This window comes from Sphingopyxis lindanitolerans (assembly GCF_002993885.1).
Classification (GTDB): Bacteria; Pseudomonadota; Alphaproteobacteria; order Sphingomonadales; family Sphingomonadaceae; genus Sphingopyxis; species Sphingopyxis lindanitolerans.
The window spans coordinates 175,209-200,657 of sequence record NZ_CM009578.1; the positions used below are offsets into that span (position 1 = coordinate 175,209).

22 protein-coding genes and 1 tRNA gene are annotated in these 25,449 nt (G+C 65.7%); 15 read left to right on the forward strand and 8 right to left on the reverse strand.

The genetic code is table 11. The annotated features are described in order from the left end of the window. Positions 1-4 precede the first annotated feature (4 nt). Genes CVO77_RS00900 through CVO77_RS00910 form a run of 3 tightly spaced genes read left to right on the forward strand, consistent with a single transcriptional unit; the run spans position 5 to position 3,457 of the window. Entirely contained in the window at positions 5-1,174 is a 1,170-nt protein-coding gene (locus CVO77_RS00900) for an acyl-CoA dehydrogenase family protein (protein WP_105997468.1), read from the forward strand. After that, positions 1,171-2,364 carry a CaiB/BaiF CoA transferase family protein gene (locus tag CVO77_RS00905; RefSeq protein ID WP_105997469.1) on the forward strand — a complete coding sequence of 398 codons (1,194 nt, stop codon included), beginning with the start codon at positions 1,171-1,173 and terminating at the stop codon, positions 2,362-2,364. Before CVO77_RS00900 ends, CVO77_RS00905 begins: the two co-directional genes overlap by 4 nt. A gap of 4 nt (positions 2,365-2,368) precedes the next feature. Continuing rightward, positions 2,369-3,457, forward strand: coding sequence for a CaiB/BaiF CoA transferase family protein (locus tag CVO77_RS00910; RefSeq protein WP_105997470.1), 1,089 nt, complete (start codon positions 2,369-2,371; stop codon positions 3,455-3,457). 4 nt (positions 3,458-3,461) lie between these two features. Here the strand turns inward: CVO77_RS00910 and CVO77_RS00915 are convergent, their stop codons facing one another. After that, a complete protein-coding gene (locus tag CVO77_RS00915) occupies positions 3,462-4,211 on the reverse strand; it encodes a GntR family transcriptional regulator (RefSeq protein ID WP_242446051.1) in 750 nt (249 codons plus the stop codon). A gap of 101 nt (positions 4,212-4,312) precedes the next feature. Between CVO77_RS00915 and CVO77_RS00920 the strand changes: the two genes are divergently transcribed. From CVO77_RS00920 to CVO77_RS00960, 9 genes are read left to right on the forward strand one after another with little or no spacing between them, the layout of a single operon-like run. Beyond that, positions 4,313-5,503: an MmgE/PrpD family protein gene (locus CVO77_RS00920; protein ID WP_105997472.1), complete on the forward strand. Its 1,191-nt coding sequence runs from the start codon at positions 4,313-4,315 to the stop codon at positions 5,501-5,503. Continuing rightward, the gene (locus CVO77_RS00925; protein WP_242446052.1) at positions 5,500-6,810 is read left to right on the forward strand and encodes an MmgE/PrpD family protein; all 1,311 of its coding nucleotides are present in this window, start codon (positions 5,500-5,502) and stop codon (positions 6,808-6,810) included. Before CVO77_RS00920 ends, CVO77_RS00925 begins: the two co-directional genes overlap by 4 nt. Then, positions 6,807-8,180, forward strand: a complete 1,374-nt coding sequence (locus CVO77_RS00930; RefSeq protein WP_105997474.1) for a phenylacetate--CoA ligase family protein — start codon at positions 6,807-6,809, stop codon at positions 8,178-8,180. Before CVO77_RS00925 ends, CVO77_RS00930 begins: the two co-directional genes overlap by 4 nt. Then, positions 8,177-9,352, forward strand: coding sequence for an amidase (locus CVO77_RS00935; protein WP_105997475.1), 1,176 nt, complete (start codon positions 8,177-8,179; stop codon positions 9,350-9,352). The genes CVO77_RS00930 and CVO77_RS00935 overlap by 4 nt, the downstream gene beginning before the upstream one ends. Before the next feature lie 12 nt (positions 9,353-9,364). Beyond that, positions 9,365-9,670 carry an REDY-like protein HapK gene (locus CVO77_RS00940; RefSeq protein ID WP_192878851.1) on the forward strand — a complete coding sequence of 102 codons (306 nt, stop codon included), beginning with the start codon at positions 9,365-9,367 and terminating at the stop codon, positions 9,668-9,670. Continuing rightward, positions 9,670-10,503 carry an SDR family NAD(P)-dependent oxidoreductase gene (locus CVO77_RS00945; RefSeq protein ID WP_105997477.1) on the forward strand — a complete coding sequence of 278 codons (834 nt, stop codon included), beginning with the start codon at positions 9,670-9,672 and terminating at the stop codon, positions 10,501-10,503. The genes CVO77_RS00940 and CVO77_RS00945 overlap by 1 nt, the downstream gene beginning before the upstream one ends. Then, a complete protein-coding gene (locus CVO77_RS00950) occupies positions 10,503-11,369 on the forward strand; it encodes a polysaccharide deacetylase family protein (protein ID WP_105997478.1) in 867 nt (288 codons plus the stop codon). The genes CVO77_RS00945 and CVO77_RS00950 overlap by 1 nt, the downstream gene beginning before the upstream one ends. After that, positions 11,366-12,130, forward strand: coding sequence for an enoyl-CoA hydratase/isomerase family protein (locus CVO77_RS00955; protein WP_105997479.1), 765 nt, complete (start codon positions 11,366-11,368; stop codon positions 12,128-12,130). Before CVO77_RS00950 ends, CVO77_RS00955 begins: the two co-directional genes overlap by 4 nt. Next, positions 12,127-13,029, forward strand: a complete 903-nt coding sequence (locus CVO77_RS00960) for a VOC family protein (protein ID WP_105997480.1) — start codon at positions 12,127-12,129, stop codon at positions 13,027-13,029. The genes CVO77_RS00955 and CVO77_RS00960 overlap by 4 nt, the downstream gene beginning before the upstream one ends. A 37-nt stretch (positions 13,030-13,066) precedes the next feature. Here the strand turns inward: CVO77_RS00960 and CVO77_RS00965 are convergent, their stop codons facing one another. From CVO77_RS00965 to CVO77_RS00985, 5 genes are all read right to left on the reverse strand, one after another. Continuing rightward, on the reverse strand, positions 13,067-14,041 hold the full coding sequence (locus CVO77_RS00965) for a quinone oxidoreductase family protein (protein WP_105997481.1): 975 nt from the start codon (positions 14,039-14,041) through the stop codon (positions 13,067-13,069). A gap of 92 nt (positions 14,042-14,133) precedes the next feature. Next, positions 14,134-16,440: a TonB-dependent receptor gene (locus tag CVO77_RS00970; RefSeq protein ID WP_105997482.1), complete on the reverse strand. Its 2,307-nt coding sequence runs from the start codon at positions 16,438-16,440 to the stop codon at positions 14,134-14,136. Between the two features lie 55 nt (positions 16,441-16,495). Further along, entirely contained in the window at positions 16,496-17,887 is a 1,392-nt protein-coding gene (locus CVO77_RS00975) for a flavin monoamine oxidase family protein (protein WP_158257960.1), read from the reverse strand. A 4-nt stretch (positions 17,888-17,891) separates the two neighbouring features. Then, positions 17,892-18,812: a DUF1838 family protein gene (locus tag CVO77_RS00980; RefSeq protein WP_105997484.1), complete on the reverse strand. Its 921-nt coding sequence runs from the start codon at positions 18,810-18,812 to the stop codon at positions 17,892-17,894. 53 nt (positions 18,813-18,865) lie between these two features. Then, positions 18,866-20,491: a carboxylesterase/lipase family protein gene (locus tag CVO77_RS00985; RefSeq protein WP_158257961.1), complete on the reverse strand. Its 1,626-nt coding sequence runs from the start codon at positions 20,489-20,491 to the stop codon at positions 18,866-18,868. A 343-nt stretch (positions 20,492-20,834) separates the two neighbouring features. Here CVO77_RS00985 and CVO77_RS00990 point away from each other — a divergent pair, with 343 nt between their 5' ends. The 3 genes from CVO77_RS00990 to CVO77_RS01000 all read left to right on the forward strand — a co-directional run bounded on the left by CVO77_RS00990 (position 20,835) and on the right by CVO77_RS01000 (position 23,311). Beyond that, complete coding sequence (locus tag CVO77_RS00990) at positions 20,835-21,626, forward strand: LytTR family DNA-binding domain-containing protein (protein ID WP_242446207.1); 792 nt, start codon at positions 20,835-20,837, stop codon at positions 21,624-21,626. Positions 21,627-21,721: 95 nt separating this feature from the next. Further along, complete coding sequence (locus CVO77_RS00995; protein ID WP_105997487.1) at positions 21,722-23,197, forward strand: M20 family peptidase; 1,476 nt, start codon at positions 21,722-21,724, stop codon at positions 23,195-23,197. A gap of 37 nt (positions 23,198-23,234) precedes the next feature. After that, a tRNA-Pro gene (locus tag CVO77_RS01000) sits at positions 23,235-23,311 on the forward strand. A 95-nt stretch (positions 23,312-23,406) separates the two neighbouring features. Here the strand turns inward: CVO77_RS01000 and CVO77_RS21180 are convergent. Both CVO77_RS21180 and CVO77_RS01010 read right to left on the reverse strand, forming a co-directional pair. Next, positions 23,407-23,808, reverse strand: a complete 402-nt coding sequence (locus tag CVO77_RS21180) for a hypothetical protein (protein ID WP_158257963.1) — start codon at positions 23,806-23,808, stop codon at positions 23,407-23,409. 205 nt (positions 23,809-24,013) lie between these two features. Continuing rightward, positions 24,014-25,366, reverse strand: a complete 1,353-nt coding sequence (locus CVO77_RS01010; protein ID WP_105997489.1) for a M20/M25/M40 family metallo-hydrolase — start codon at positions 25,364-25,366, stop codon at positions 24,014-24,016. Between the last annotated feature and the right edge of the window lie 83 nt (positions 25,367-25,449).

Consider the following 25,449-nt stretch of genomic DNA (forward strand, 5'->3'; position numbering starts at 1 on the left):
CCGGATGACCGACCCCATTCAACGCCAGATCGACCCCGACGACGAGGCGGCGCTGCTCGACAGCATCGACCGCTGGATCGAACGCGATGTGCGCCCCGTCGTCATGTATCACGATCATAACGACATCTGGCCCGCCGAACTGGTGGCACAGATGGCGGAAATGGGGCTGTTCGGCGCCACCATCGGACAGGAATATGGCGGCCTTGGCCTGCCGGCGACCACCTATGCCAAGATCATCACGCGCATCTCCTCCTATTGGATGGCGCTGACCGGAATCGTCAATTCGCACCTCATCATGGCGGCGGCGGTCGAACGCTTCGGGACAGAGGCGCAGAAGACGAAATGGCTGTCGCAATTCGCGAGCGGCGCGATCCGCGGCGGCCTGGCGCTGACCGAACCCGACGCGGGCACCGATCTTCAGGGCATTCGCACCACCGCGGTGCGCGACGGTGACGATTATGTCATCAACGGCACCAAGACCTGGATTTCCAACGGCATTCAGGGAAGCTGCTTTGCGCTGCTGGTCAAGACCGATCCCAAGGCCGAGCCGCGATACAAGGGCATGAGTTTCTTCCTCGCCCCAAAGGGCGACGGATTTTCGGTCGGCAAGAAGTTCGACAAGCTGGGTTACAAGGCTATCGATAGCGCCGAACTGGTGTTCGACAATTATCGCATCCCGGCCGAAAATCTGATCGGCGAGGTCGAGGGGCAGGGCTTTTTCCAGGCGACCGGCGGGCTCGAGCTCGGGCGGATCAACGTCGCGGCGCGTGGGGTGGGGCTCGCCGAAGGCGCGCTGCGGCTCTCGACCGAATATGCCCAGATCCGCAAGACGATGGGTAAGCCTATCGCCCAGCATCAGGCGATCCAGCTCAAGCTCGGCGAAATGGTCACCCGCACCGAGGCGGCGCGGTTGCTCGTCGCGCAGGCGGCGCAGGCCTATGACCGCGGCGAGCGTTGCGACATGGAAGCCGGCATGGCGAAATTCTTCGCTTCGGAGGCTGCGCTGAGCAACGCGGAGGAAGGCATGCGCATTTTCGGCGGATACAGCTATTCCAAGGAATATGAGATCGAGCGTTTCTATCGCGACGCCCCCCTGATGTGCATCGGCGAGGGCACCAACGAGATGCAGCGGATGATTATCGCCAAGCAGTGGCTGAAAAGGAATCCGGCGTGACGGCACCACTGCCGCTGGCCGGTTTTCGCATCCTGTCGGCCGAACAATATGGCGCGGGCCCCTATGGCACCATGTTCCTAGCGCAGATGGGCGCCGAGGTCATCAAGATCGAACCGCCGGGGGTGGGCGATACCGCGCGCGCGGTCGGCCCGCATTATCTGCGCGAGGGCGAAAGCCTCTATTTCCAGAGCTTCAACCTCAACAAGCGCTCGCTGACGCTCGACCTCAACAAGCCCGAAGGGCAGGCGATATTGGCGCGGCTCGCCGCGTCGAGCCACGCGATGGTCAATAATCTGCGCGGCGACCTGCCCGACCGCATGGGACTGACCTATGCAAAAATGGGGCAGGCCAATCCGGCGATCGTCTGCGCGCATCTGTCGGCCTATGGCCGCGACAATGAACGTCGCCGCTGGCCGGGCTACGACTATCTGATGCAGGCCGAGGCGGGGTGGATGGCGATGACCGGCGAGCCCGACGCCCCCCCGACGCGCGCCGGGCTGTCGCTCGTCGATTTCATCACCGGCACGATCATGACGATCGGGTTGCTCGGCGCGCTGGTCGATGCCCAGCGGACGGGCAAGGGCCGCGATGTCGATGTCGATCTGTTGTCGGCGGCGGTTCACCAGATGAGCTATCCGGCGCTCTGGTATCTGAACGAAGGCGATGTCACGGGGCGGGTGCCGCGGTCGGCGCATCCGTCGGTGACGCCCAGCCAGATGTTCCGCGCCGCCGATGGCTGGCTGTTCGTCATGGCGCAGCTTCCGAAATTCTGGACCGTGCTGATCGAGCGCATCGGCCATCCCGAGTTGGCGGCCGATCCGCGTTTCGCGACACCCGCCGACCGGCTGGCCCACCGCGATGCGCTTACCGATGTTCTCGACGGCATCTTCGGCACGCAGCCGGTCGGCTATTGGATGGACCTGCTCGCCAGTCATATGCCGGTATCGCCCGTCTATGGTCTCGACCAGGCGCTCGACAGCGCCTGGCTGCGCGAAACCGGGATGATCGACAGCGTGTCGCATCCCGACCGCGACGAAATGCAGGTGCTTGCCAACCCGATCCGTTTCGATGGCGAACGGCTGCCCAATCGCGCCGCGCCGTTGCTTGGCGCCGACACCGACGCGGTGCTGGCCGAAGCCGGCTATGCGGCGAGCGAAGTGGCGGCGCTGCGCGCTGACGGCATCGTCTGATCCGATGGGGAAGCTGTCGGGCATCAAGGTCGTCGATCTGTCGCAGTTCCTGCCGGGGCCGATGCTGTCGATGATGATGGCCGACCAGGGCGCCGAGGTGGTGAAGGTCGAGCCACCCTCGGGCGACCCGGCGCGCGACCAGGCGCCGTTCGAGGCCGGGCAGTCGATCTGGTTCCGCAACCTCAACCGCGGCAAGCAGAGCGTCATGCTCGACCTTAAAAGCGAAGCCGGGTGCGCGGCGCTTTGGCGCCTGATCGACGAGGCCGATGTGTTCATCGAGGGGTTTCGCCCCGGCGTCGTAGCCCGGCTGGGTTTTGGCTATGCGGCGGTGGCGGCGCGCAACCCGCGACTCGTCTATTGCTCGATTTCGGCCTTTGGGCAGACGGGCGCCCTCGCGCACCATCCCGCGCACGACATGGCGGTGCAGGCGATGGCGGGGTTCCTGTCGGTCAACGACGGGCCGGACGGAACGCCGGTCGTTCCCGGCGCCGCGTCGGCCGATATGGCGGCGGGTCTGACCGCGCTGTCGGCGGTGCTGATGGCGCTGATCGGCCGCGCGGCGAGCGGCAAGGGCGATTATGTCGATATTGCGATGTTCGACGCGATGCTGCCCTGGTGCGCGCATATCGCCGGAACCGCGATCGGCGGCGGCGATCCGCCGCGATCGGACAGCCAGCGCTCGCTGGGCGGCGCGGCTTTCTATAATATCTATGACACCGCCGATGGACGGCATGTCGCGCTGGGCGGACGCGAACCCAAATTCGTTGCCAATCTATTGACCGCGCTGGGCCGTCCCGACCTCATCCCGCTCGGCAGCGAGGCGCCGGGCGATGCGCAGGCGCCGCTGATCGCATTTCTGCGCGGCATTTTTGTAACCCGCACGCGCGATCAATGGGTGCAATGGTTCGCCGACAAGGATGTCGCTTTTTCGCCGATCCTCGATTTTCGCGAAGCGTTCGCCGCGCCGCATATCGCCGAACGCGGATTGGTCGCGGCGACGGATGGGGCGCACCAGATTGCGCCCGCGATCCGCTTCGCCGACGAAGCGCCGTGGACGCCAACGACGGCGCCGGAACTCGGCCGCGATGGCTGACCTCCTATTTGTCCGCCTCGATATGCATCGCATAGGCGAAACGGTCGCCCGGATGGTGGCTGGCCGAAATCTCGAATATCCGGTCGGACGGATCGACGAAGCAGCGCAGGATGCGAAGGCAGGGGCTGCGTCGCGGCACGTCGAGTGCGGCGGCTACCGGCGCGCTCGCCGATACCGCCTGAATATCCTGGGTGATGCGCGCGATGCGAAGCCCGGCCAGCCGTTCGAGCTGGCGAAAGACCGGATCCTCGTTGGGCCGGATCTGCCGCGCCGCGGCGGCAAGATCGGGATGAATATAGGTGTCGGTCAGCGCGATCGGTCCCTGTTCGCCCTGCCGCGTCCGAAGACCCCGGAAATGGTGCCAGCGCCCGCCCGACGCGTCGCCGATATGGACGGAGAGCTTTCTGGGGAGCGGCGTCGTGCCCATCGGTTCGAACACATAGCTGCTGTCGCGGGCATATTGCAGGATTTCGCCAACGTTCGACAACGGCTGGTGCAGCGCGCCGCCGCGCGCCGCCGCCGGCTGGACCACCGTCCCCGATCCGCGGCGACGCTGGATCAATCCTTCGCTTTGCAGCGAGCGCAGCGCTTCGCGAACGGTGAAGCGGCTGACGCCGTAGCGCGCGCAGAGTATGCTTTCGGTCGGAAACTGCGCCGGGTCGGGATAATCGCCGCGCAGGATTTCGGCGCGCAATTCGTCGGCCAGCGCCTGATAGCGCGGCTTTCCGTTGCCATTTCGAATTGCGATCGACAAATCCATTCTCCCCTTTGGGCTGATCATCGGCCGGAGACTGCCCGGTGAACGCCGACGATCATAGCCTGATAGAGCGAACTGCACAGCATTTGCAGCGCCCGATGGAAAATATTGTCCAGACAAAGGCGCGGCTCCATCTGCTCGACTGGATCGGCTGCGTCGCGGGTGCACGAAACTCGGAAATCGGCCGGATACAGCGCCGCGATCGGCTCGGCGAGGCCGTGGTCGATCGGGCGGCCTGGCTCGGCAATGTGCTGGAAATGGACGATGTTCACCGTGCGGCCATCCTGCATCCCGGCCCGGTCATCTGGCCCGCGGTGCTGGGGGCGGGGAGCGACGCGCTGGACGAAGCGCTCGCCGCCGCGGTGCGCGGATATGAAGCGGTCATCGCAATCGGCGCCACTTTCGACGCGCGCCATTACGGCCACTGGCACAATAGCGCCACCGCCGGCTGTTTCGGAGCGGCGGCGGCGGCGGCATGCCGCTTGGGCGCGAGCCAGGATCAGCTCGTTTCGGCCCTCGGGCTTGCCGGTTCGGTGACCGGCGGCCTGTGGCAGATGCGGCACGAGCCGGTAATGGCGAAGCAATGGCATATCGCCCATGCAGTCGCGACTGGGCGCGCGGCGGCGCGGCAGGCGATGGCGGGGGTGACCGGGCCGCGCTTCATCCTCGAAGGACCGCAGGGCCTGTTCGCCGCGACCTGCACCGAAGCGAAGCCGCTCGCCCTTGGCGCGGGTTGGCGGATCGACGAAGTCAGCTTCAAGCCGTGGGGCGCGTGCCGCCACGCCCACCCCGCGATCGACGCCGCGCTGGCGTTGAAGGCGGCCGGGAAATTGGCCGGGCCGGTGACGGTGTCGACCTATCGCGACGCGCTGACCTTTTGCGACCGGGCGACGCCCGACGGCGTCGCGGAGGCGAAATTCTCGCTGCAACATGCCGTTGCCGTGGTGATGGCGCGCGGCGAGCCCCGGCTGACCGATTTCGAGCCCGACGCCATCGCCGCCCTGGCGGAGGTGCGCGCGCTCGTCACCGTTGCAGAGGACGAGGCGCTGACCGCCGCCTACCCCGCGCATTTCGGCGCGACGGTATCGAGCGGGGCCGGATCGGTGACGCTGGCCGACGCGCGCGGCGATCCCGAACGGCCGCTGCCCGTCGATGGCGTGATCGAGAAGGCCCGGGCGCTGATGATATGGGGCGGCATCGCCGCGACGGCGGCCGAGAATGCGATTTCGACCGTCCTCGAAACCGATCGCGTGTCCGCCGTTACCGACCTTTTGGAGGATTGGCTGTGACCAACGCAACGCAGCGCCTGCTCGATTTCGCCCAGGCGGAGCATCGACCGCCAACATCGGTGCGCGACGCGGCGCTGCACCTGCTCGGCGATACGCTCGCCACCGGGGCTGCCGGGGTGACGGCGCCCGGCGCCGATGGCGTGCTGACGGCGGCCAGCATGTGGGGCCAGGGAAACGACGCCCGCATCATCGCACGCGAAACCCGTTTGCCCGCCGCGGGCGCGGCGTTCGTCAACGCATTCCAGATTCACTGCCTCGAATGGGATGCCGTCCACGAGCCAGCGGTGGTCCATGCGCTGTCGACCGTTACGGCTGCCGTGATGGCGGCGATCGACCGGCGCGGCGGCTGCGATCCCGACGAAGCGCTGACCGCGCTGGCGATCGGGGTCGATATTGCGTGCGGGATGGGGCTGGCCGCCGATACCCCGCTGACCTTTTTCCGTCCCGCCACCGCCGGCTGTATCGGCGCGGCGCTGGCGGTCGCGCGGATCGACGGGGTGGAGGCGCTGGCCGACGTGCTGGGCCTCGCCTATTCGCAATGCGCGGGGACGATGCAGGCGCATGTCGAAGGCTCGATCGCGCTGCCGCTCCAGATTGCCGGCGCAGCGCGTGCGGCGGTGGCGGCGGTCGATCTGGTCAAGGCCGGGCTGACCGGCCCGCACGACGCGCTCGAGGGGCCATTCGGTTATTTCCGGCTGTTCGATCGCGGTGATCTTGCCCCTTACGCCGATGCGCTCGGCAGCATCTGGCGCATCGTGGAGGTCAGCATCAAGCCTTTCCCCTCGGGCCGCGCCAGCCATGCGGTGCTGGCGACTCTCGACGCCTTATTGCGCGAAGGTGCGGTCGATGCCGGATCGGTCGCGACGATCGAGGCGTTCGTTCCGCCGCTGATCGAGCGGTTGGTGGGCCGCCCGCTGAAGGCCGACATGACGCCGGCCTATGCACGGCTTTGCCTGCCGCTGCTCGCTGCGCTGATGCTGACCGACCGCCGCATCGATCCACGGCGGTTTACGGCTGCGACCTTCGCCGATCCGGCGATCGTGGCGCTGGCGTCGAAGCTCGTCATTACCTGCGACGGCAACGCCGATCCCAATGCGCTGTCGCCGCAGCGGCTGGTGGTGACGCGCGATGATGGATCGACTGTCGAACGCATCATTCCCGCGACGCTGGGCCATCCCGATGCCGCGATGAGCGCCGACCAGACCGAGGCCAAACGCGGCCTTGCCCGCGAACTTGCCGTCGGCGCACCCGATCTGCGCCTGTTCACCGACCCGCTTTCCTATGTCACACGTCCGGAGCCTGTATGACTTTCCCCAGCCTTTTTGAAGCCTTCGATGCCAAACAGATGCTTCGCGACTATCCCGTCGGCGATGAATTCGTCGCGCGCTACACCGCGATGAGCCGCGACGAGCTTCACGCGGTCCAGGACGCGCAGTTTCTGAAGCTTATGCGGCGCGGCTGGGAAATCCCCTTTTATCAGCGTCTGTGGGGCGCGAAGGGCATCGAGGCGGGCGACATTCGGGGGATCGAGGACATCGTCAAGCTGCCGGTTTACGACAAGAGCGACCTGATGGCATCGATCGGCGCCTATCCGCCCTACGGCGATTTCGCGGGACTGGGGGCAGGGGACGATCGCCCGCCGGTTTTCTTTCACACCACCTCGGGCACCACCGGGCGGCCACAGGCGCTGCTGTTCGGCGCCAAGGGGCGCGAGGTCGGCAATCTGCTCGTCGGGCGCATGTATCGCTGGCAGGGACTGACCGCCGATGACGTGGTCCAGTCGGTCTATGGGCACGGCATGATCAACGGCGGCCATTATATCCGCGAGGCGGTGACCCATTTCACCAATTCGATCTTCCTGTCAGCGGGGACAGGGATCGAAACGCGCTCGATCAACCAAATCGGGTTGATGCGCGATTTCGGCGTGTCGGTGCTCGTCGGTTTCGTCGATTATATCCGCAAGCTTGCCGATGTCGCGGCCGCCGAGGGGCTGATGGATCAGATCCATATCAAGATGATCTGCGGCCATCTGGGCACCGAGGATCGTGCCAGCGTCGAACAGGCATGGGGCGGAGCAAAGGCCTATGACTGGTATGGCGTCGGCGATACCGGCACCATCGCCGGCGAAGGCCCCGAGCGCGATGGCCTCTATGTCTGGGAAGACGCCCAATATCTGGAACTGCTCGACGTCGACAGCGGCGCGCCGGTGGGGGCGGGCGAGACCGGCGACATGGTCGTCACCTGCCTGTACAAGGACGATATCGCGCCGTGCATCCGCTTCAACACCCATGACATCACGCACGAACTGAGCGGCGCGAACCAGACCGGGATGGTGTTCAAGCGGATCGCCGGCTTCAAGGGACGCAGCGACAATATGGTCAAGCTGCGCGGGATCAACGTCTTTCCGCACGCGATCGGTGCCTTGATCGAGAATCGCGCCGACCTGACCGGCGAATATGTCTGTCACCTGTCGCGCGATGCGGCGGGGCGCGACGACATGCGCGTGACGCTGGAAAGCCGCGGCGGCACCGACCCCGGGCAGTTGTCCGCGATGCTGCGCCAGGGGCTGGGCGTCGAAGTGACGGTGGCGCTGGTCGGGGCGGGCGAAACCGCCGCCGCGACGCAGATCGACGTGCGGCAAAAGCCGATCCGCCTGATCGACGAGCGCGGCGTGTGATCGACCGCGCACGCCTCGACGCGGCAAATGCGCGGCTCAACGCCTTTGTCGACTGGGATGACGAGGCGACCGGCGGCGAGGGAGTGCTTGCCGGGGTGACGGTCGGCGTCAAGGCGAATGTCGCCGTCCGGGGATTGCCCTGGACCGGCGGGATGGAGCTTTTTCGCGACCGGATCGCCGACCGCGACGCCGACACGGTCGCGCGATTGCGTGCGGCAGGTGCCATCATCGTCGGCAGCCTCAATATGGAGGAAGCGGCGCTCGGCTCGAAGTCCGACAATCCCTGGTACGGGCCGGTGCAGAACCCCCATCATATCGGCTATTCGCCCGGCGGCTCGTCCGGCGGCTCGGCCGCGGCAGTGGCGGCAGGGCTGTGCGACGCATCGCTCGGCACCGATACGATGGGATCGATCCGCATCCCCGCGGCGCATTGCGGCATCTATGGCTTCAAGCCCGCGACCGATCGCGTCAGCCAGCACGGCCTCGAAGCCACCGACTTGGCCTTCGACGCCATCGGTCCGCTGGCACGCGATCTCGACCTGTTGGAACGCATGGCGCGGACGATGTCCGATTTCGGCGAGGGCATGATGGGTGAGGCCGGGGCGGTGCTGATCGATCACGGCGTCGCTGTCGATCCGGCCATCGCGGCCGCCTTTGCCGCGGCGTGCCCGGCGGGTCTGCCCCAGATCAAGCTCGATTGGCCGCAAAGCCGCATCCGCTTTGCCGGCTTCATCCATGTCGCCAAGGCGATGGATGCCCATCTGGCGGGCGCCGACCCGGAAAAACTGTCCGACCGCCTGCGCCGCGCGGTCGCCTATGGCCCGCGCCGCAAGGACCGCGACTGGGCCGACGACCAGCAAATTCTGGCGCGGGTTTCCGCGCAGCTTCGCGCGGCGGTCGCAGAGCATGGCTATCTGATGTTGCCGACGACGCCCAATCCCCCCTTTCCGCACAGTCAGGACGACCCGGCGGCGCAGGCCGATTTCACCTGCCTCGCCAATTTCGCTGGCCTGCCCGCGCTATCGCTGCCGATGGGCTGGACGGCGGACGGGTTGCCGCTCGGGCTTCAGGTCGTCGGCGAGGCCGGGAGGGAAGCGGGTCTCTTCGCGCTCGCACGCAGCCTTGATGCGGCGCTGGCTGCCTATCGCCGTCCCGCGATCTATGGATATTGAAAGGAGAGCATCATGCAGATCATCGTCTTGTTCAATCTCAAAGCGGGCGTCGATGCAGGCGCCTATGAACGATGGGCGCGCACCACCGACATTCCGGGGGTCAACGCGCTGGGTTCGGTCGCCGATTTCCAGGTCTATCGCGCGACGGGTCTGCTTGGCAGCGACGCGGCTCCGCCCTATGCCTATATCGAGGTGATCGACGTCGCCGACATGGATGGTTTTGGCGCCGATGTCGCCGGCGAAGCGGTGCAAAAAGTGGCCGCCGAATTTCAGCAATTCGCCGACAATCCCCAGTTCATCCTGACAGAGGCGCTGTGATGCGGCGCTTCGCAGGCAAGACGGTCGTCGTCACCGGATCGGGGCGCGACAAGGGGCTGGGGCAGGCGATTCTGCAACGCTTTGCCGACGAAGGCGCCCACTGCGTCGTATCGGACCTTGGTCAACCCGCCGAGCATATGGACGCGGGCGACATCGGGACCACCGCCGCGATGAGCGCCGTGGCCGACGAACTCCGCGCGCGCGGAGCAAAGGTCGCGGTCGTCCCGTGCGACGTGCGTTCGGGCGAGAGCTGCGACGCGCTGGCCCAGGCGGCGGTCGATGCGTTCGGTTCGCTCGACATCTGGGTGAACAATGCGGGGATCGGCTATATCATGAAGCCGCTTCTCGAAACGAGCGCCAGCGAATGGGAGGCGGTGATCGGCGTCAATCTGACCGGCGCGTTCCACGGCACCAAGGCGGCCGCCCGCACGATGATCGCGGCCGGGCGCGGCGGGCGCATCATCAACATCGCCAGCCAGGCGGCGAAGTCGGGCTTTCCGCACATGGCGCCCTATACCGCTTCGAAACATGGCATGGTGGGGTTGACCCGGTCGAATGCGATCGAACTCGGCGCGCACGGCATCACCGTCAACGCGGTGTGCCCCAACCATGTCACCACCGGGCTCGGTGCGAAGCAGAATGACTATTTCTCCAAGCTCTTGGGCTTCGACAGCGTCGAGGCCTATCTCGACAATATGAAGCGCAAGAATCCGATGGGGCGTCCGGGGCTGGGCAGCGATACCGCGGCCGCCTGCGCCTGGCTCGCGTCCGACGACGCCTTTTACGTAACCGGCGAGGCGCTCAACGTCTCGGGCGGTGAGGAGATGCATTGATGAAGGAAGAACGGATCGACTGGCCGAACGGCGCCAAAATGGCGCTGTCGGTGGTGGTCAATGTCGAGGAAGGGTCCGAAATGACCGTGGCGCGCGGCGACCGCGGGATGGAGCCGGTCGACGAACTCGGCATCCACATCAAATCGCCGATCCGCAATTACAGCAATGAATCCAACTATCTCTACGGGATCAAGGCTGGGGCGCCGCGCGTCGTCAGGCTGTTGCGCGATTATGGCATCATGGCAAGCTGGACCGTCGCGGCGCTGAGCCTCGAGAATCATCCCGAAATCGCGCAGGCGATCGCCGACCTTGGGCACGAGCCGGTCAGCCACGGCTGGCGCTGGGTCCATCAATTCAAGATGGACGAGGCGCAGGAGCGCGAGTTCATCCGCAAGGCGGCGGCCTCGATCGAAAAGACGGTCGGGGTGCGACCCTATGGTTGGCTCAGCCGCTATTTCCACACCGACAACACCCGCCGCCTGCTGATCGAGGAGGGTTTCACCTATCATATGGACGATTATTCGGGCGACGTTCCCTTCTGGGACCGCGACACCGTGCCCGGAAAGCCGATCGCGATCGTCCCCTATCAGCTCGATTCGAACGACATGAAGATGTGGACCGATCCCGCGATGACCCCGGTCCAGTGGCTCGATTATGCCAAGAACTGCTTCGACCAGCTCTACCGCGAGGGCGAGGCGGGCAATCCCAAGATGATGTCGCTCGGCCTGCACCTGCGCATCATCGGGCGGCCGGGACGGATCTGGGCGCTAGAAGAATTCTTCCGCCACGTCACCGCAAGAAAGGATGTGTGGATCACCACGCGCCACGCGATCGCGCAGCATCTGGCCCAGGTCGATCCGGCATGAGTGTGCGGCTGGAAAAGCAGGGGACGGTCGCGCATCTGCTGATCGACCGCGCCGAAAAGCGCAACGCCTTCACCCAGGCGATGTGGGAGGCATTTCCCGAACTACTCGCCGATGCGATGGACGATACCGCGATCAAGGTCGTCATCCTGCGGTCGGCGGCGGCGGGGCCGTTTTGCGCCGGAGCCGATATTGTCGAGTTCGGGGCGGGCGCGCTCGATCCCGACTGGCGGGTCCGCAATCAGGCGGCGATCCGCCGCGCGCAGCATGAGCTGGCCCGCGCCGAAAAGCCCGTGATCGCCGCGATCGATGGCGATTGCGTCGGCGGCGGGTGCGGCCTTGCCATCGCCTGCGACCTGCGCGTCGCTTCACCGCGTGCGCGTTTCGGCATCACCCCGGCCAAGCTCGGCCTTGTCTATTCACTCCACGACACCAAATTGCTCGTCGATCTGGTCGGCCCCGCTCAGGCCAAGCGCATCCTGTTCACCGCGCAGTTGCTGCCCGCCGAAGAGGCGCAGCGGATCGGGCTGATCGAGATCATCGACGAGGATCCGGTCGCGGCCGCGACCGCGCTGGCCGACACGATCGCGGCGGCTTCGTCGCACAGCGTCCGCAACACCAAGAAAATCGTCCGCCGCATCCTCGACGGGCAGGCCGACGACGACGACCAAACGCACGCGCTGTTCGCCGCGGCATTTACTGGCGCCGATTTTGCCGAAGGGGTTTCGGCGTTCCTCGAAAAACGCAAGGCGGTGTTCCAATGAGTAATTTTCTGTCCCATGGCCGCATCATGGGCGGCGTGGTTTCGACCCCCGATCTGGATGCGGCGCTGACCGATTATCACGATTGCCTTGGCCTCGACATCGTCGAACAGGGGACGATCGACGCCGACCTCGCGGCAAGCTGGGGCTGCCCGAAAAGCGGCGGCGCGCGCTTCGCGACGCTCCAGCCGCAAAGCGGGGCGCCGTGCTTCATCCGGCTGGTCGAGGCGCCGCTGCCCGACGATTTCAAGCCGACGCGCAGCTATGGCTGGGCGGCGTTCGAACTGACGGTGCAGGATGTGTTCGGCTGGCCCGGGAGGCTGCGCGAGAGCGGCTTCGACATCGTCGGCCCGCCCAAGGAACTGGAGGGATTGCCCTATTTCATCCCGATGCAGGTGACGGGGCGCGGGCGTGAGATGATTTATCTCAACGAGGTGGCGGAAAACACGCCGACATCCGACCTGCCGAAAGCCGCCTCGCTCACCGATCATATCTTCATCGTCGTCCTCGCGGCGCCCGATCGCGAGGCGAGCCTTCGCTGGTTCGAACAGGCGCTGAAGCTCGAGATTTCGTCGAGCTACACGCTATCCTATTCGATGATCAACAATGCGTTCGGGTTGGGCGACGACTATCGCACCACGATCACGATGGTCCAGAAAGGCCGGTTGCCGATCGTCGAGGTCGACGATTACCCGGCTGAGGCGACCGCGCGGCCGGGCGATCCTGCGATGCTGCCCGCCGGCAATGCGATGATCGCGCTGGCGGTCGACGATCTCGATGCCCTCGATGTTCCCTTCATCGCGCCGCCGGTTCGCCGCGACGGCCCGCTTTATGGCGGCCGCCGCACCGCGACGGTGCGCGGGCTGGCAGGCGAACGGATCGAGTTGATCGAGATCGGTTGATCAAGCGGCGGCCCGGCGTTGCGGCCGGGGCCGCCTTTCAGGGCAGCAGCAGGCCGGAGCCGGTAGTTGCGCGCGCTTCGAGGTCGCGGTGCGCCGCCGCGGCGTCTTCGAGCGCATAGCGCTGGCCGATCTTGACCTTGACCTTGCCGCCGCGCAGCATGGCCCACAATCGCGCGATCCCGGCCGCACGCTCCGCCGGGTCGGCGTAATAATGATAGAGCATCGGGCGGCTGTTATAGAGCGAGCCCTTCATGGCGAGCACGCCCAGGCTGATCCCGGTGACGGGCGCGTCGGCATTGCCGTAGGAAACGATCAAGCCGCGCATTCCGCAACTGTCGAGCGAGGCGTCCCATGTTGCCAGGCCGACCCCATCGAACACCACGCGAACGCCCTTGCCGTTGGTGAGCTCCCGAACGCGGCGGGCCGTATCCTCGCTGCGATAGAGGATGACATGGTCGGCGCCCGCGGCGCGCGCCTCGGCCGCCTTCGCTTCGCTGCCGACGGTGCCGATCACCACCGCGCCGATCGCCTTCAGCCATTGGACCAGGATCAGGCCGACCCCGCCCGCGGCGGCATGGACGAGCACCGGCCAGCCGGCTTCCACCCGGGCGCAGCGCTCGACCAGAAATTCGGCGGTGCAGCCCTTGAGCAGCACTGCGGCGGCGGTTTCATCGTCGATGTCGTCGGGAATGGGAAAGAGCGACGTCGCGGCGATGTTGCGGTGCGTCGCATAGGCGCCGCGCTCGGGACCGAAATAGCCGACGCGCTGGCCCGGGACAAAGTCGGCGACGCCGTCGCTCGCGCTCTCGACCACACCGACGCCTTCAACTCCCAGTTCGGCGGGAAGGTCGACGGGGTAAATACCGCGGCGGTGATAGGTGTCGATGAAGTTCAGCCCCAGCGCGGTGTGGCGGACGCGAACCTCACCCGCGACGGGCGGAGCCAATTCGACATCATGGAAATGGATGACCTCGGGGCCTCCCAATTGGTCGATGCGCGCGATTTGGGCCATGTCGGAGGATCCTTCAAATAGGTGTCACTGCGCGGAAACCGCGCGCCGTCCCGCAAAGGGCGACACGCGGTTTTCCGGCCATCGTCGTCGTATCAGAAGCGAACCGAGGCACGCACCCCCATTTCGCGGCCGCGCGGATGCGACACGGTGATGCGCGGTGGGAAAACCACCGGCGCGCCATTGAGGACGTTGCTCAGATACACGTCACGGAATGCAAAGGTCGGGCGATCATTGTCGAACAGATTTTCGGCAAAGGCCTCCAGCCGCCATTTTCCGTTTTCGATCCCGGCGCGAAGGTTGACGAGGACGCGGCTCGGCAGGATCGCCAAATTGGTCGAGTCCATATATTGCTTGCTTCGATAGGAGGCGTCGGCGCGCAAAAAGCCATCGACGCTGCCGAAGAGCGGCTGCTCATAATCGAGCGAACTCGTGAGCTGCCATTTGGACGCTGCCTGCAGGCGATTGCCCGAAACATCGCCGTCCGGCGCGAAGGACGGGAAATTGGCGAACCCGGCGATGACCGCATTCTTGTAGGTCGCATCGGTATAGGAAACGCCGAACACCGCGGTCAACGGCCGCGCCGGACGCACGGTAAGCTGGGCCTCGAAACCCTTCGAGGTCGCGTCGCCCAGGTTCCGCGTCACCGCAACCGGCGGCGCCTGGGTGAAATCGAGCACCGGGATCTGGATGCTCGTCCAGTCGATGTAAAAGGCGTTGATGTCCGCCGAAACGCGGCCGTCCAGCCAGCTTCCCTTGACGCCGACTTCATAGGTCCAATTATATTCGGGATCATATTGCTCGGTCGGGGCATTGATGTCGAAACCGCCCGACTTGGCGCCGCGCGCGGCCGAGGCATAGAGCATCAGGTCGTCACTGGCCTTGTACTGGATGCCGAAACGCGGCGTCCAGGTGGTGAAGTGCAGGCGCTTGTCGATCGCCGCCGTCGGCCGCCCGATATTCGACGCAGGCTGAAGCGTGCGCTGGTTCTCGCGGCCATAGCGCAATTCGGCGCGCAGCGTGAGGCGCGAGGTCACATCGGCCTCGGCAAAGCCGAACAGCGCGAAATTCTCGACCTTCTTGGTGACGGTCTTGTCGAAGATCACACCGTCGAAGAAGGTGTTCCAGGGGCCGGGCACCGGGAAGGTGGCGACGAAATCGGCCGGAAGCGGCGTCGTGCTGACGGCGTCGAAATTCGGCCGGACCTGCGTGCCCGAAAAATAGAATCCGCCGACGCCGCCGCGGATCGGCGCTTCCTGCGGCGATGTCAGGCGGATTTCCTGACTATATTCGGTGAATTTGGGTTCGCCTTCCTCGCGCAACAGCGTCGTGTCGAAGGTGCGGATCGCGCCAGTGGCCGTGCGATAGCGGAAGGTATAGGGAAGGCCGCGCGAAGCATCGGTCAGCGCGCGCAGGTCGGTCTTGTTATAGCCGGTCAGCCATCCGACCTGCCAGTCGCCGATGTTGAGTTTCATGTCGAGGAAGGTGCGCAGCACTTTGCGCTTTTGGCCATAAGCGTCGGGGTGCGAGCTGAGTTCGGCCTTTGGCAGCGACGGTATCACGCCGCAAAAGGTCTGGTTCACGCCGCGCGATAATTCGCAGTTCGGGGCGAGTGCCGATACCGCCGGCGGGCTGATGGCGTCCCTCGAATAATAGACGCCGCCGACGACTTCGAAATCGGGGGTCGGCGTCAGGCGCACCACCGACTGGATCGTGTCGTAATTATAGCCGCCCAGATCGGGGCCACCGGTGAGGTTCTTGTGGCTGCCGCCATATTCGCTGTGCGACGCGGTGATCTTTACCGCTAACTTGTCCCGGATCAGCGGAACCGACACCGAGCCCAGGACGCTGAACCGCTGTCCGGTTCCGTAAACGACTTCGGCGCGGCCCGAAAGATCGTTGGTCGGCCGCTTGGAGATGATATTGATCGCACCGGAAAAGGCGTTGCGGCCGTAAAGCGCGCTCTGCGGTCCCTTGACGACTTCGATGCGCTCGATGTCGGCCTGCGCGAAGTTGAGCGCTTCGCGTGCCCCGGTATAGACGCCGTCGATGAAAATCGCGACATTGGGGTCCGATCCGAACAGGTCGGTCTGGGTGACGCCGCGGATGACCGGCGTCGGCAGGAATTCGCCGATGACCGAGGTGAAGCCGAGGCCGGGGGTCAGGCGGGCGACATCGTTCAGGTCATTGATGCCCTGTTCCTCGATCCGGGTCGAATCGAAGGCGGTGATGGCCAGCGGCACATCGCTGAGGCTTTCGGCCTGCTTGCGCGCGGTGACGACGATCTCGGCCGACGCGAAATCGTCGCGCGGGTCGGCGGGGGCGGGGGTTTGCGCCAGTGCCGCGATCGGCAGCCCACCGATGAGCATCGTCGATAGTTTCAGACAGGTCGAGAATTTCATTTTGGCCCTCCTCGGCTATTCAATAATAGATTGTTATTTAACGAAATAATTTTCTCTAAAGCTTTTCGATGACGGTCTTTGCCGCGCGCTCGCCCGATTCGAGCGCTCCCTCCAATCCCGACGCCAATTGCGCGAGATGATCGCCCGCGAAGTGCAGGCGCTGGCCGGTCGCCGTCACGGCGCGGGTCAGCAGCGGCCATTGTCCGGCGCCGAGATGATGGAAAACGCCGCGCGCTAGCGGATCGCGCTGCCAGCTGAACATGCGTTCGAGCCGCAGCTTGCCTTGCGCCGACGGGCGTGCGGTTTCGAGGCGGGCGATGATCGCGGCGCCCGCGTCGGCGGGCGTCAGCCGGTCGATCGCATCGGCATCGGGGCCACTGAGCCAGACCTTGAGCATCGCCGGATCGTCGCCCAGCACGAAGACGCGGCCAATCAGCGGGTCGTCGCTCCAGATCGTGCGCGGAAGGCCGTCCTGGTTCCAGAAAGGCGCGCTGGCCGACAGATAGGCAAAGCTTGCGTGGGTGTAGGGCAGGCCCGCGATCACCGGCTTCATCGCCTCGGCCGAAGCCCCAGAAAGCCCCAACGGCCGCAGCGCGGCAAAGGGAATCGTGCAGATGACGTGGCGCGCGGCGATTGCGCGGCCGCTCGCAAGGTCGATGCGGACCTGATCGGCGCCTTCGGAAATTCCAGTCACCAACTGGCCGAGCCGAAGGTCCGACCTCAACGCGGCGGCCATCGCCTCGGGCAGTCGCTGCGAGCCGCCGGTAATGACGCGGAGCGACGCATCGGGACCGGCCGACTGGAAAATCGCCGCCGATCGCGCGGCATTCAGCGCCGACACCGCGTTGATGTCGCCGCTGCCGAGGTTGGCGGCGATCAGGCGGATCGCCTCGTCGCTCGCCCCCGCCGCTTTCAAGGCGGTGCCATAGGGGATGTCGAGCTTTTGCCCAGCGGCGGTCATCCACGCCGCCGTATCGGGAAGATGCCCCATCCGGCGGCCCAGCGCGGGGGCGAGGGCCATCGGCGGTATCGCGCGTTCGGGACCGACCAGCCGGTTCGCGGCGGAGGTCGGCCAATCCCCCTGAGCGACCGTCTGGCCGCGAACGACATATAGCGCCGACCGATCGAATTCCCCGCCGGGTTGCAGCGCCACCCCCAGCCTTTGGGCGACCGTGATCAGGCGCGTATAGAAGCTGCCGACCTGGATGCCGCCGGCATCGGGATGGCCTGGCAGATCGTCGAGCGTATGCGCGCGGCCGCCGACGCGATCGGCGCCTTCGATGACGATGGTTTTCGCACCCGCCGCCTCGAGCATCGCGGCGGCATGAAGGCCGCTCAATCCGGCGCCGATGACGACGACATCGGCTTCGATCGCGCTTCGCGCGCGCGCCGACGTACAGGCCAAGGCTGCGACGCCGCCGGCGACCAGCACATCACGGCGCGACATCATTTCAGGGATGGCCTGCAGGCTGCGCCGCTGCCGGACCCCGCGCGGCGCGTTCGGTGTCGATCTTTTTCTTGAATTCCGTCCAGGTCGTCGCGTTCGGACGCTGATCGTCGGCGGGCGGCGCGGCGGTATAGTCGGGATAGCTGGCGGCGATTTCGTCCTTCAGCAGTTTGGGCAGTTCGTCATAGCTTTTCAGTTTCGCGCCCATCGCGTTGAACACGATCTGCCCCTGGCGCCCGCCCATCTTCATCCACGGCATCCAGTCCGAAAGGCGGACCCACGATACCGCAGGATAGGCGGTCGGATGCCGCGTATCGAGCAACTCGTCGGCCCGCGCGACGAAATCGAAAATTTCCATCGCGTGATATTGGTTGCCGACATAATCCTGATAGGCACCGGCGAGTGGATTGGGATAGAAGAGCGGCACTTCGAGCGGCATCAGCACCCATTCGCCCATCCGCTTCAGCGTCATCGGCGGCACCGGCTTGCCGTCGGCGTCGAGCGGAAAGTTCGGGCGCATGTTCACGGGGTCGTTGGCGATGTGCATCACCTCGACCGTCTCGCCGGTCCAGGGATTTTTCCATTCGCGAAGGATCGCGCCGGTCCGGGGGTCGGTGAACAGCATGATTTCACGGCTGACCATGCGATAACCCTCGCCACGCTTCGGGTCGCTCACCGGGACGCACCGGCGAATATTCATGCCCTCGCCGTCGAACAGGTGGCGATCGGGTTCGCCCTGAACGCGCGCGTAAATCTTGCCCGACCAGTGCATCACCGCAGGTTGATCGCCGATGCCGCACTGGGTGCGCTTGCCGATTTCCAGCGCGTCCTCGGCTTTGGCGGGGTCGAGAATACGGGCATCGGCAGCGGTCGTCATCGCCGCCATCCCGAAAGCGCAACCGGCGAGCAACAGCGAACGGACCATAGAAAACTCCTCGAGGTGGGATAGGGGTAAGATGAAGATTGCATGACGAGACGCTATTTCGAGCCAGCCATGCGGCGCTCGTAATAGCCGTCGAGGAACAGCATCGACTGTTCCATGAAATGCGGATCGACGCGGGGGTTGGCGTCGAGGATGTTCATGCCATTGTCGCCAACCACCCGGCGCGCCAATGCGGGCAGCCCCTCGGCGTTCGGGTTCCCGCGCTTGGCGAAATTCGTCCAGTAAGCGGTCATCAGCGCCGCGACGGCGCGGTCGTCATCGGTCACCGCATCGGCGGGGGTGACCCGGCTCTTTCCGGGCAGCGTGCCGAAAATATAGGGAACTTCGTCGCCATGCGCGACGCCGGGCACGGTGCCGCGGACCGCCTTTGGAAGATAGTCGAAATAATAAAGCCAGGCCGGCTGCCCGACCTTTGCGCTGGCGTTGGTCAGATAGCGCGCGGTGCCGAGAAACACCGAATTGGCGAACCAGGCCTGCGCGAGCGCGGCATCGTCGAGACCGCCGAACGCGGCGCGCGCCGCTTCGACATCGCCGATGCCGTAAAGGATCGCGCGCGGCGGAACCGGCGGCGTCGCATAGTGCAGCAGGCTCGCCTCCCAGCTCGTCGATCCGGCCATATAGGGCACCGGCGCCTGCTTGCCGTCGCGAAAGCTGCGTCCGATATCGTCGGGAATCAGAACGCCATCGACGACCGGGTTCAGCGACCCGATCAGCGTCTTTTCCTGATAATCGACCAGGTCGGCGGCCGGGATCCGGTGCAGTTTCGCAAGCGGCATCGGCGTATCGGCGCTGCCGAAATGCGCGGCAACCGCGAGCCCTTCGCTTTCGAGCGGCTTGCCGAGCGGGCCGGGGCGCGGCTCCGAAATATGCCGGGTCGTGTCGATCTCCAGCCCGCCGCTTTGCGCGATCGCCTTGGCGAACAGTCCGCGCGCGCTCGGCGCCGTCATCAGATAATTGACCGCGACGCCGCCGGCCGAATAGCCGAAGATCGTCACATTCGCGGCGTCGCCGCCGAACGCGCCGATATTGTCCCTGACCCATTGCAGCGCGGCGATCTGGTCCATCAGGCCATAGTCGGCGCGCGGCCCGCCAGCCTGTTCGCGCGACAGGTCGGGATGGGCGAAGCGGCCGAGCAGGCCGAGCCGATAGTTGATCGTCACCAGAATGACGTCTTGCGCGGCGATCGCATCGCCATCGTAGATCGGGGTGCCGCCGCTTCCGAAGCGAAAGGCGCCGCCGTGAATCCAGACCATGACGGGAAGCGGCCCGGCATGATGGCCGCGCGGCACCCAGACGTTGAGGCTGAGGCAGTCTTCGCTTTGCGCCCAACCCTGCAACGGGCCGCCCTCGGCCTTTTGCGGGCAGATCGCTCCCGGCCGCTGTTCCTTGCGAATGTCGCGCCAGCGCGCGGCCGGCCGTGGCGCTTCCCAGCGCTCGGCGGTCGCATAGGGAATGTTCCAATAGACGACGGCCTTGTCGCGGGTCACGCCGGACACCTTGCCGCCGGCCGTCGCGACCACCGTCTTTGCCGAACCGGCCTGACCTGCCTGCGAAGCCGTCGCGAGGATCAATGCCGAAGCGAACAGCAGCGAACGGGAAAGATAGCCGAAGACCCCTGGGCGCCGATTGCATTCGCGCGCAGGCCCCGATCGATCATCCATCAGACATTCCACCCCTTTGTTTATCGGCCATTCCGCCACGGCGATCCGCGCTCGCGGTCGATCTAAATTTGACTGGACAAATTTACGGACAATCGCAACGATGAGCAGACCCGTTTTCGCGGTCGGCCACGGCAGCGGGAATTTATACGTGAACGGCCAGGGAAGGTGCGTGGAACGCCATTCGATGGCCGTTGGCGAAGCGGGGTCGCTGACGAAATCTGGCGCCAGTTGGCGCCACAATCGATAGAGGTTCGAAGCAATGGGCATTCCCGCGCCGACGACGCTCCCGATAGGCCGGGTGCCGGTTCAGCCAAGCTTGCTGCTATATGTCATCTTGCCGCTTGTGTTGCTCGCGTTGCCGCTGGCGCTGTTCCGGGTGACGACGGGCCTCGATTCCAGCCTGATCCTGTCGCTGTTCTTCTGGAGCGCGACGGTGATCGTCGGCTGGCTTTCCGCTGCCTTTGGAAGCACGCTCATATATCGGCTGTGCGCAAGATGGCGGCCGCCCCTATGGGCGATCACGCTTGCGGGACCGATTATCGCCGCCTTGCTGCTGCATCGGCCGATTGCCGAAATCCTCTCGCTCGCGCACAGTTTTCAGGTGCCGGGCCCGGATTTCGGTCAGCCCGCGCCGCTGCGCCTCGAATGGCAATCGCTCGATCGCTTCTTCCGCAACCTGGCACCAGGAACCATCAGTTGGGTGGCGCTCAACTATATATTCGACCGCCTATTGGGAATTCCGCGGTATCGTTACGACGTGCCGGGGGCAGAGGCGCGCGCGGGGGGACGCGACGAACGGCCGGTCAAGGCCATGCCGCAACTCTTCGACCGGGTGGCGCCCGCGGAACGCGGTCGACTTCTCGCGATCCGGGCAGAGGATCATTATGTTCGCATTTATACCGACGCAGGGGAGGGCATGACGCTGCTCCGTCTGTCGGACGCGATCATGATGGCGCATCCTGTGGCGGGAATGCAGATTCATCGCTCGATCTGGGTCGCGGACGACGCAATCAGGGCGTTTCGTCGTGCCGGGCATGCGGGCCTCGTTCGGCTGTCGAACGGATTGGAATTGCCCGTCAGCCGCTCCTTTTGCTCATCGTTCGAACGCCATATCCGCATGTTGGGATTGGCGTGAAGCATCCGAGCCGGTGCGGCCATCATGGCCGTTGAATTGGGTTGCAAATCTAAACCATTCGCGGTCTTCTGAAAATCCGAGAAGGGGAGAGTCATATGCGTAAGCGCGGGATCATCATTTTGGGCGGTGTGGCGGTCGTCGCCATCGCAGCGGCAACGGTCGCGGTGCGCACCGCCGGCTTTGCGCCCGCGAACGTCGCCGATGGAAGCGATATCCGGCTTGCCGCCACCGTGCCCTATGATCTCGACGCCGCCGTCCGCCACCTCAGCGAAGCGGCGCAGATCCGCACCGTGTCGAACCAGGATCCGGCCGAGAACCAGCTCGCCGAATGGGACCGGTTGCAGGCCTGGCTCGCCTCGACCTACCCCGCCGCGCACGGCGCGATGACGCGCACGGTCCTGCCGAACAAGACGCTCATCTATCATTGGCCGGGCAGCGATACCTCGCTCGCCCCGGTCATCCTGATGGCGCATCAGGATGTCGTACCGGTGACGCCGGGGACCGAGGGCGACTGGAAATATCCGCCCTTCGCGGGGACGATCGCCGAAAATGCGGTGTGGGGCCGCGGCACCGTCGACGACAAGGGCTCGCTCGTCGGGCTGTTCGAGGCGATCGACGCGCTCGCGAAATCCGGCTTCAAGCCGAAACGCGGCCTCTATCTCGTCTCGGGTCACGATGAGGAAGCCGGCGGATCGGGCGCGGTCGCGGCGGCGGCCAAGCTGAAGGCGGAGGGCGTGAAGGCGATCTACACCCTCGACGAGGGCAGCATCGTGCTGACCGACACCCCGGTCATCGACGGCCCCGCGATCATGATCGGCATCGCCGAAAAAGGCTATGGCACGTTGAAGGTAACGGCGAACGCACCTGGCGGCCACAGCTCGATGCCGCCTGCCGAAACCGGCGTCACGACGCTCGCCAGGGCGGTTCTCGCCATCGCCGACAAGCCTTTCCCGATGGAAATCCGCGGCCCCGGCGCGTTGATGATCGAAGCGCTCGCGGCCAAGAAGGGCGGGACGACCAAGATGGCGGTCGCCAACTCGTGGCTGTTCGGCCCGCTGCTCAAGCGCCAGCTTTCGGCGACGCCGTCCACGGCGGCGGCCTTCCACACGACGATCGCGCCGACGATGCTCGAAGGCAGTCCCAAGGAAAATGTCCTGCCGCAATCGGCCAATGCGCTGATCAACTATCGCATCGCGCCGTGGAACAGTTCGGCCGACGTCATGGCGCGCGCGAAGGAGGCCGTCGGCGACGCGAAGGTCGATCTGGCCTGGGTCAAGCCGCCGCGCGAGCCCTCGCGCGTCTCGTCAACGAAATCGCAGGGCTGGAAATGGATCGCCGCTGCGGCGCGCGCCGATGCGCCCGACGCGGTGCTGACCCCGACCCTGGTCGTCGCGGCCACCGACAGCCGCAGCATGGAGCCGGTGTCCGAGGACGTCTATCGCTTCATGCCGATGCATTTCACGCTGAAGGGGGCCGCGATGATCCACGGCACCAACGAGCATATGGAGGTCGACAGCTTCAAACGGATGATCGATTTCTATGCGCGGCTGATCGCGACATCAGCGGGATAGACTCGGCGCTCCAGCCTGTCTAAGGCGCCCGCACGGTCGGGGAGTGGCGCAGCCCGGTAGCGCGCTTGCTTTGGGAGCAAGATGTCGCAGGTTCGAATCCTGTCTCCCCGACCAATTTCAGGAAATGGCGGATGTCCGCGTGGCATCCGCCGCCCAGGCGGCCGAGCGAAGACGCTCCTGCGCCCCGCGCGCTGATCTGCGTTTCATCTTTAGAATGTGCTGGAATCGCCCTTGCGAGGAGCGAAGCGGCGGTGCCATCCAAGAGCGTGCGGTAACCGCACCGGATCGCTTCGCTCGGGCAACGAAAAAGGCGGCCTTCCCGAAGGAAGACCGCCCTTGTTCGTTTCGGTCATTGCCCCGAAGGGCCGCGACTTACTTCTTGGCTTCAGCCGGAGCAGCAGCAGCGTCAGCGGCCGGAGCAGCAGCAGCGGCCGGAGCAGCAGCAGCGTCGGCAGCGGCCGGAGCGGCAGCAGCGTCGGCACCCGTGGCGGCAGCGTCGGCGCCGGCAGCGGCGGCGTCAGCGCCAGCAGCAGCGGCGTCAGCGCCTTCTTCCGCAACCGCTTCAGCGGCCGGGGCGTCGGTGGTAGCAGCTTCGTCAGCAGCCTTTTCACCGCAAGCGGCGAGGGCGAACATGCTGGCAGCAACGGCGATAGCAGCAAACTTCTTCATGATGTGTGGGCTCCCTAAAATGCCATTCCGCGCTGGGGAAACTTTCCCGTCCCGCGAGCGGCGGGATTTAGCCTTTCCGCGTGAATCGTCAACAAAAATAATTGAGATGTCCCGCGAAGGCCGAAAACTGTCATTTCCCCGAAACAATCAGGGAAGCTCGGAATCGCTGCTGTTCGCGAGAATCGCCAAAGTCGCGGTCCAGGCGGCGACATTTTGCCGCAATTGCGCCGGATCGACCTTGTCGAGCGTGTCGTCGGGCGTGTGGTGAATGTCGAAATAGCGGGTGCCGTCCTGTTGCAGGTCGATGACCGGGGTTCCCGCCGCGACCAGCGCGCCGATGTCGGTGCCGCCGCTCGCCGGATCCTTGCCGCGCGTGATGCCGAGGGGCGCGAGCGCCGCGGCGATCCGGTCGGTGAGCGGCTTGGCGCTGTCGGGCAGCTTGAAATCGACGCGCCACACCCGGTCGGCACCGAAATCGGACTCGAGCGCCGCGGCATGGCGTTCCTTGCCATGGGCATCGAAATAGGCCTTGCCGCCGAACCCGCCAACTTCTTCGGCGCCTGCCCAGAGGATGCGGATCGTGCGGCGGGGCTGGCCTGCCGCCATGACATGCTTCGCCGCCGCGGTGATGATACCGCACCCCGCAGCGTCATCGATCGCGCCGGTGCCCTGGTCCCAGCTATCGAGATGGCAGGCAAGGATCACGGGACTCGCGGCGGGGTCGCTGCCCGGCACTTCGGCGATCACATTGCCCGATGCCTGTTGCTCCAGCCGGCGCGGCGTCAGCAGCAGTTTCAGGCGCAGCGCGCCGGGGTGGCGGCGCCATTGGCGGACGAGTTGGTCGGCGTCGGGGTTGGAAAGCGCGGCGGCCGGGATCGGAGTCACGCCGTCCGCGAAATTGGTGACCCCGGCGTGAGCAATGCGATGGCTGTCCGTGCCGATCGAGCGGATGACGATGGCGAGCGCGCCCTTTTTGGCCGCGACATTCGGCCCGATGAAGCGCCCGCGCCCGAAATAGCCATAGCCGCTGCCGTCCTGTGCGGCTTTCATTTGATTATCGACGAAGACGATCTTGCCCTTCACCGCGCTGTCGGGCGCGGCGGCCAGTGCGTCATAGCTTTCGAAATAGACGATCTCGGCCTCGATCCCCTGCGCCCCGGTCGCGCCGCTGTTGCCGAGGCCCACGACGGTCAGTTGTTGCGGCAGAAACGGCGCGGTGAGCCACGCCGCTTCCTCGCCGCGCTGCCACACCGGCATCCGATAGGCTTCCTCGCGGACATTGGCGAAGCCCATGGCCTTCAGCCGTTCGACCGCCCAGCGCCGCGCTGCGGCCTCGCGATCGCTCCCCGCCGGACGCGGGCCGATTTCGGTCGTCAGATCCTCGGTGATCGCCCAGGCCGGATCGTCGCTCGCCTGGGCGCGGTCGGTGGCGCCGGCGGAGGCGGCGAGGAGCAGGGCGGCGAAGCCCGTCAGGCGGGCTGCGATGGCGGCGCGTGTCATGACGCGGTTCTAGCGGCTGATCTTTGCCCCTCGCAAGCCTCGATTGCCCAATCGATTGCCAATCCCGCACCCTTTCGCTAACC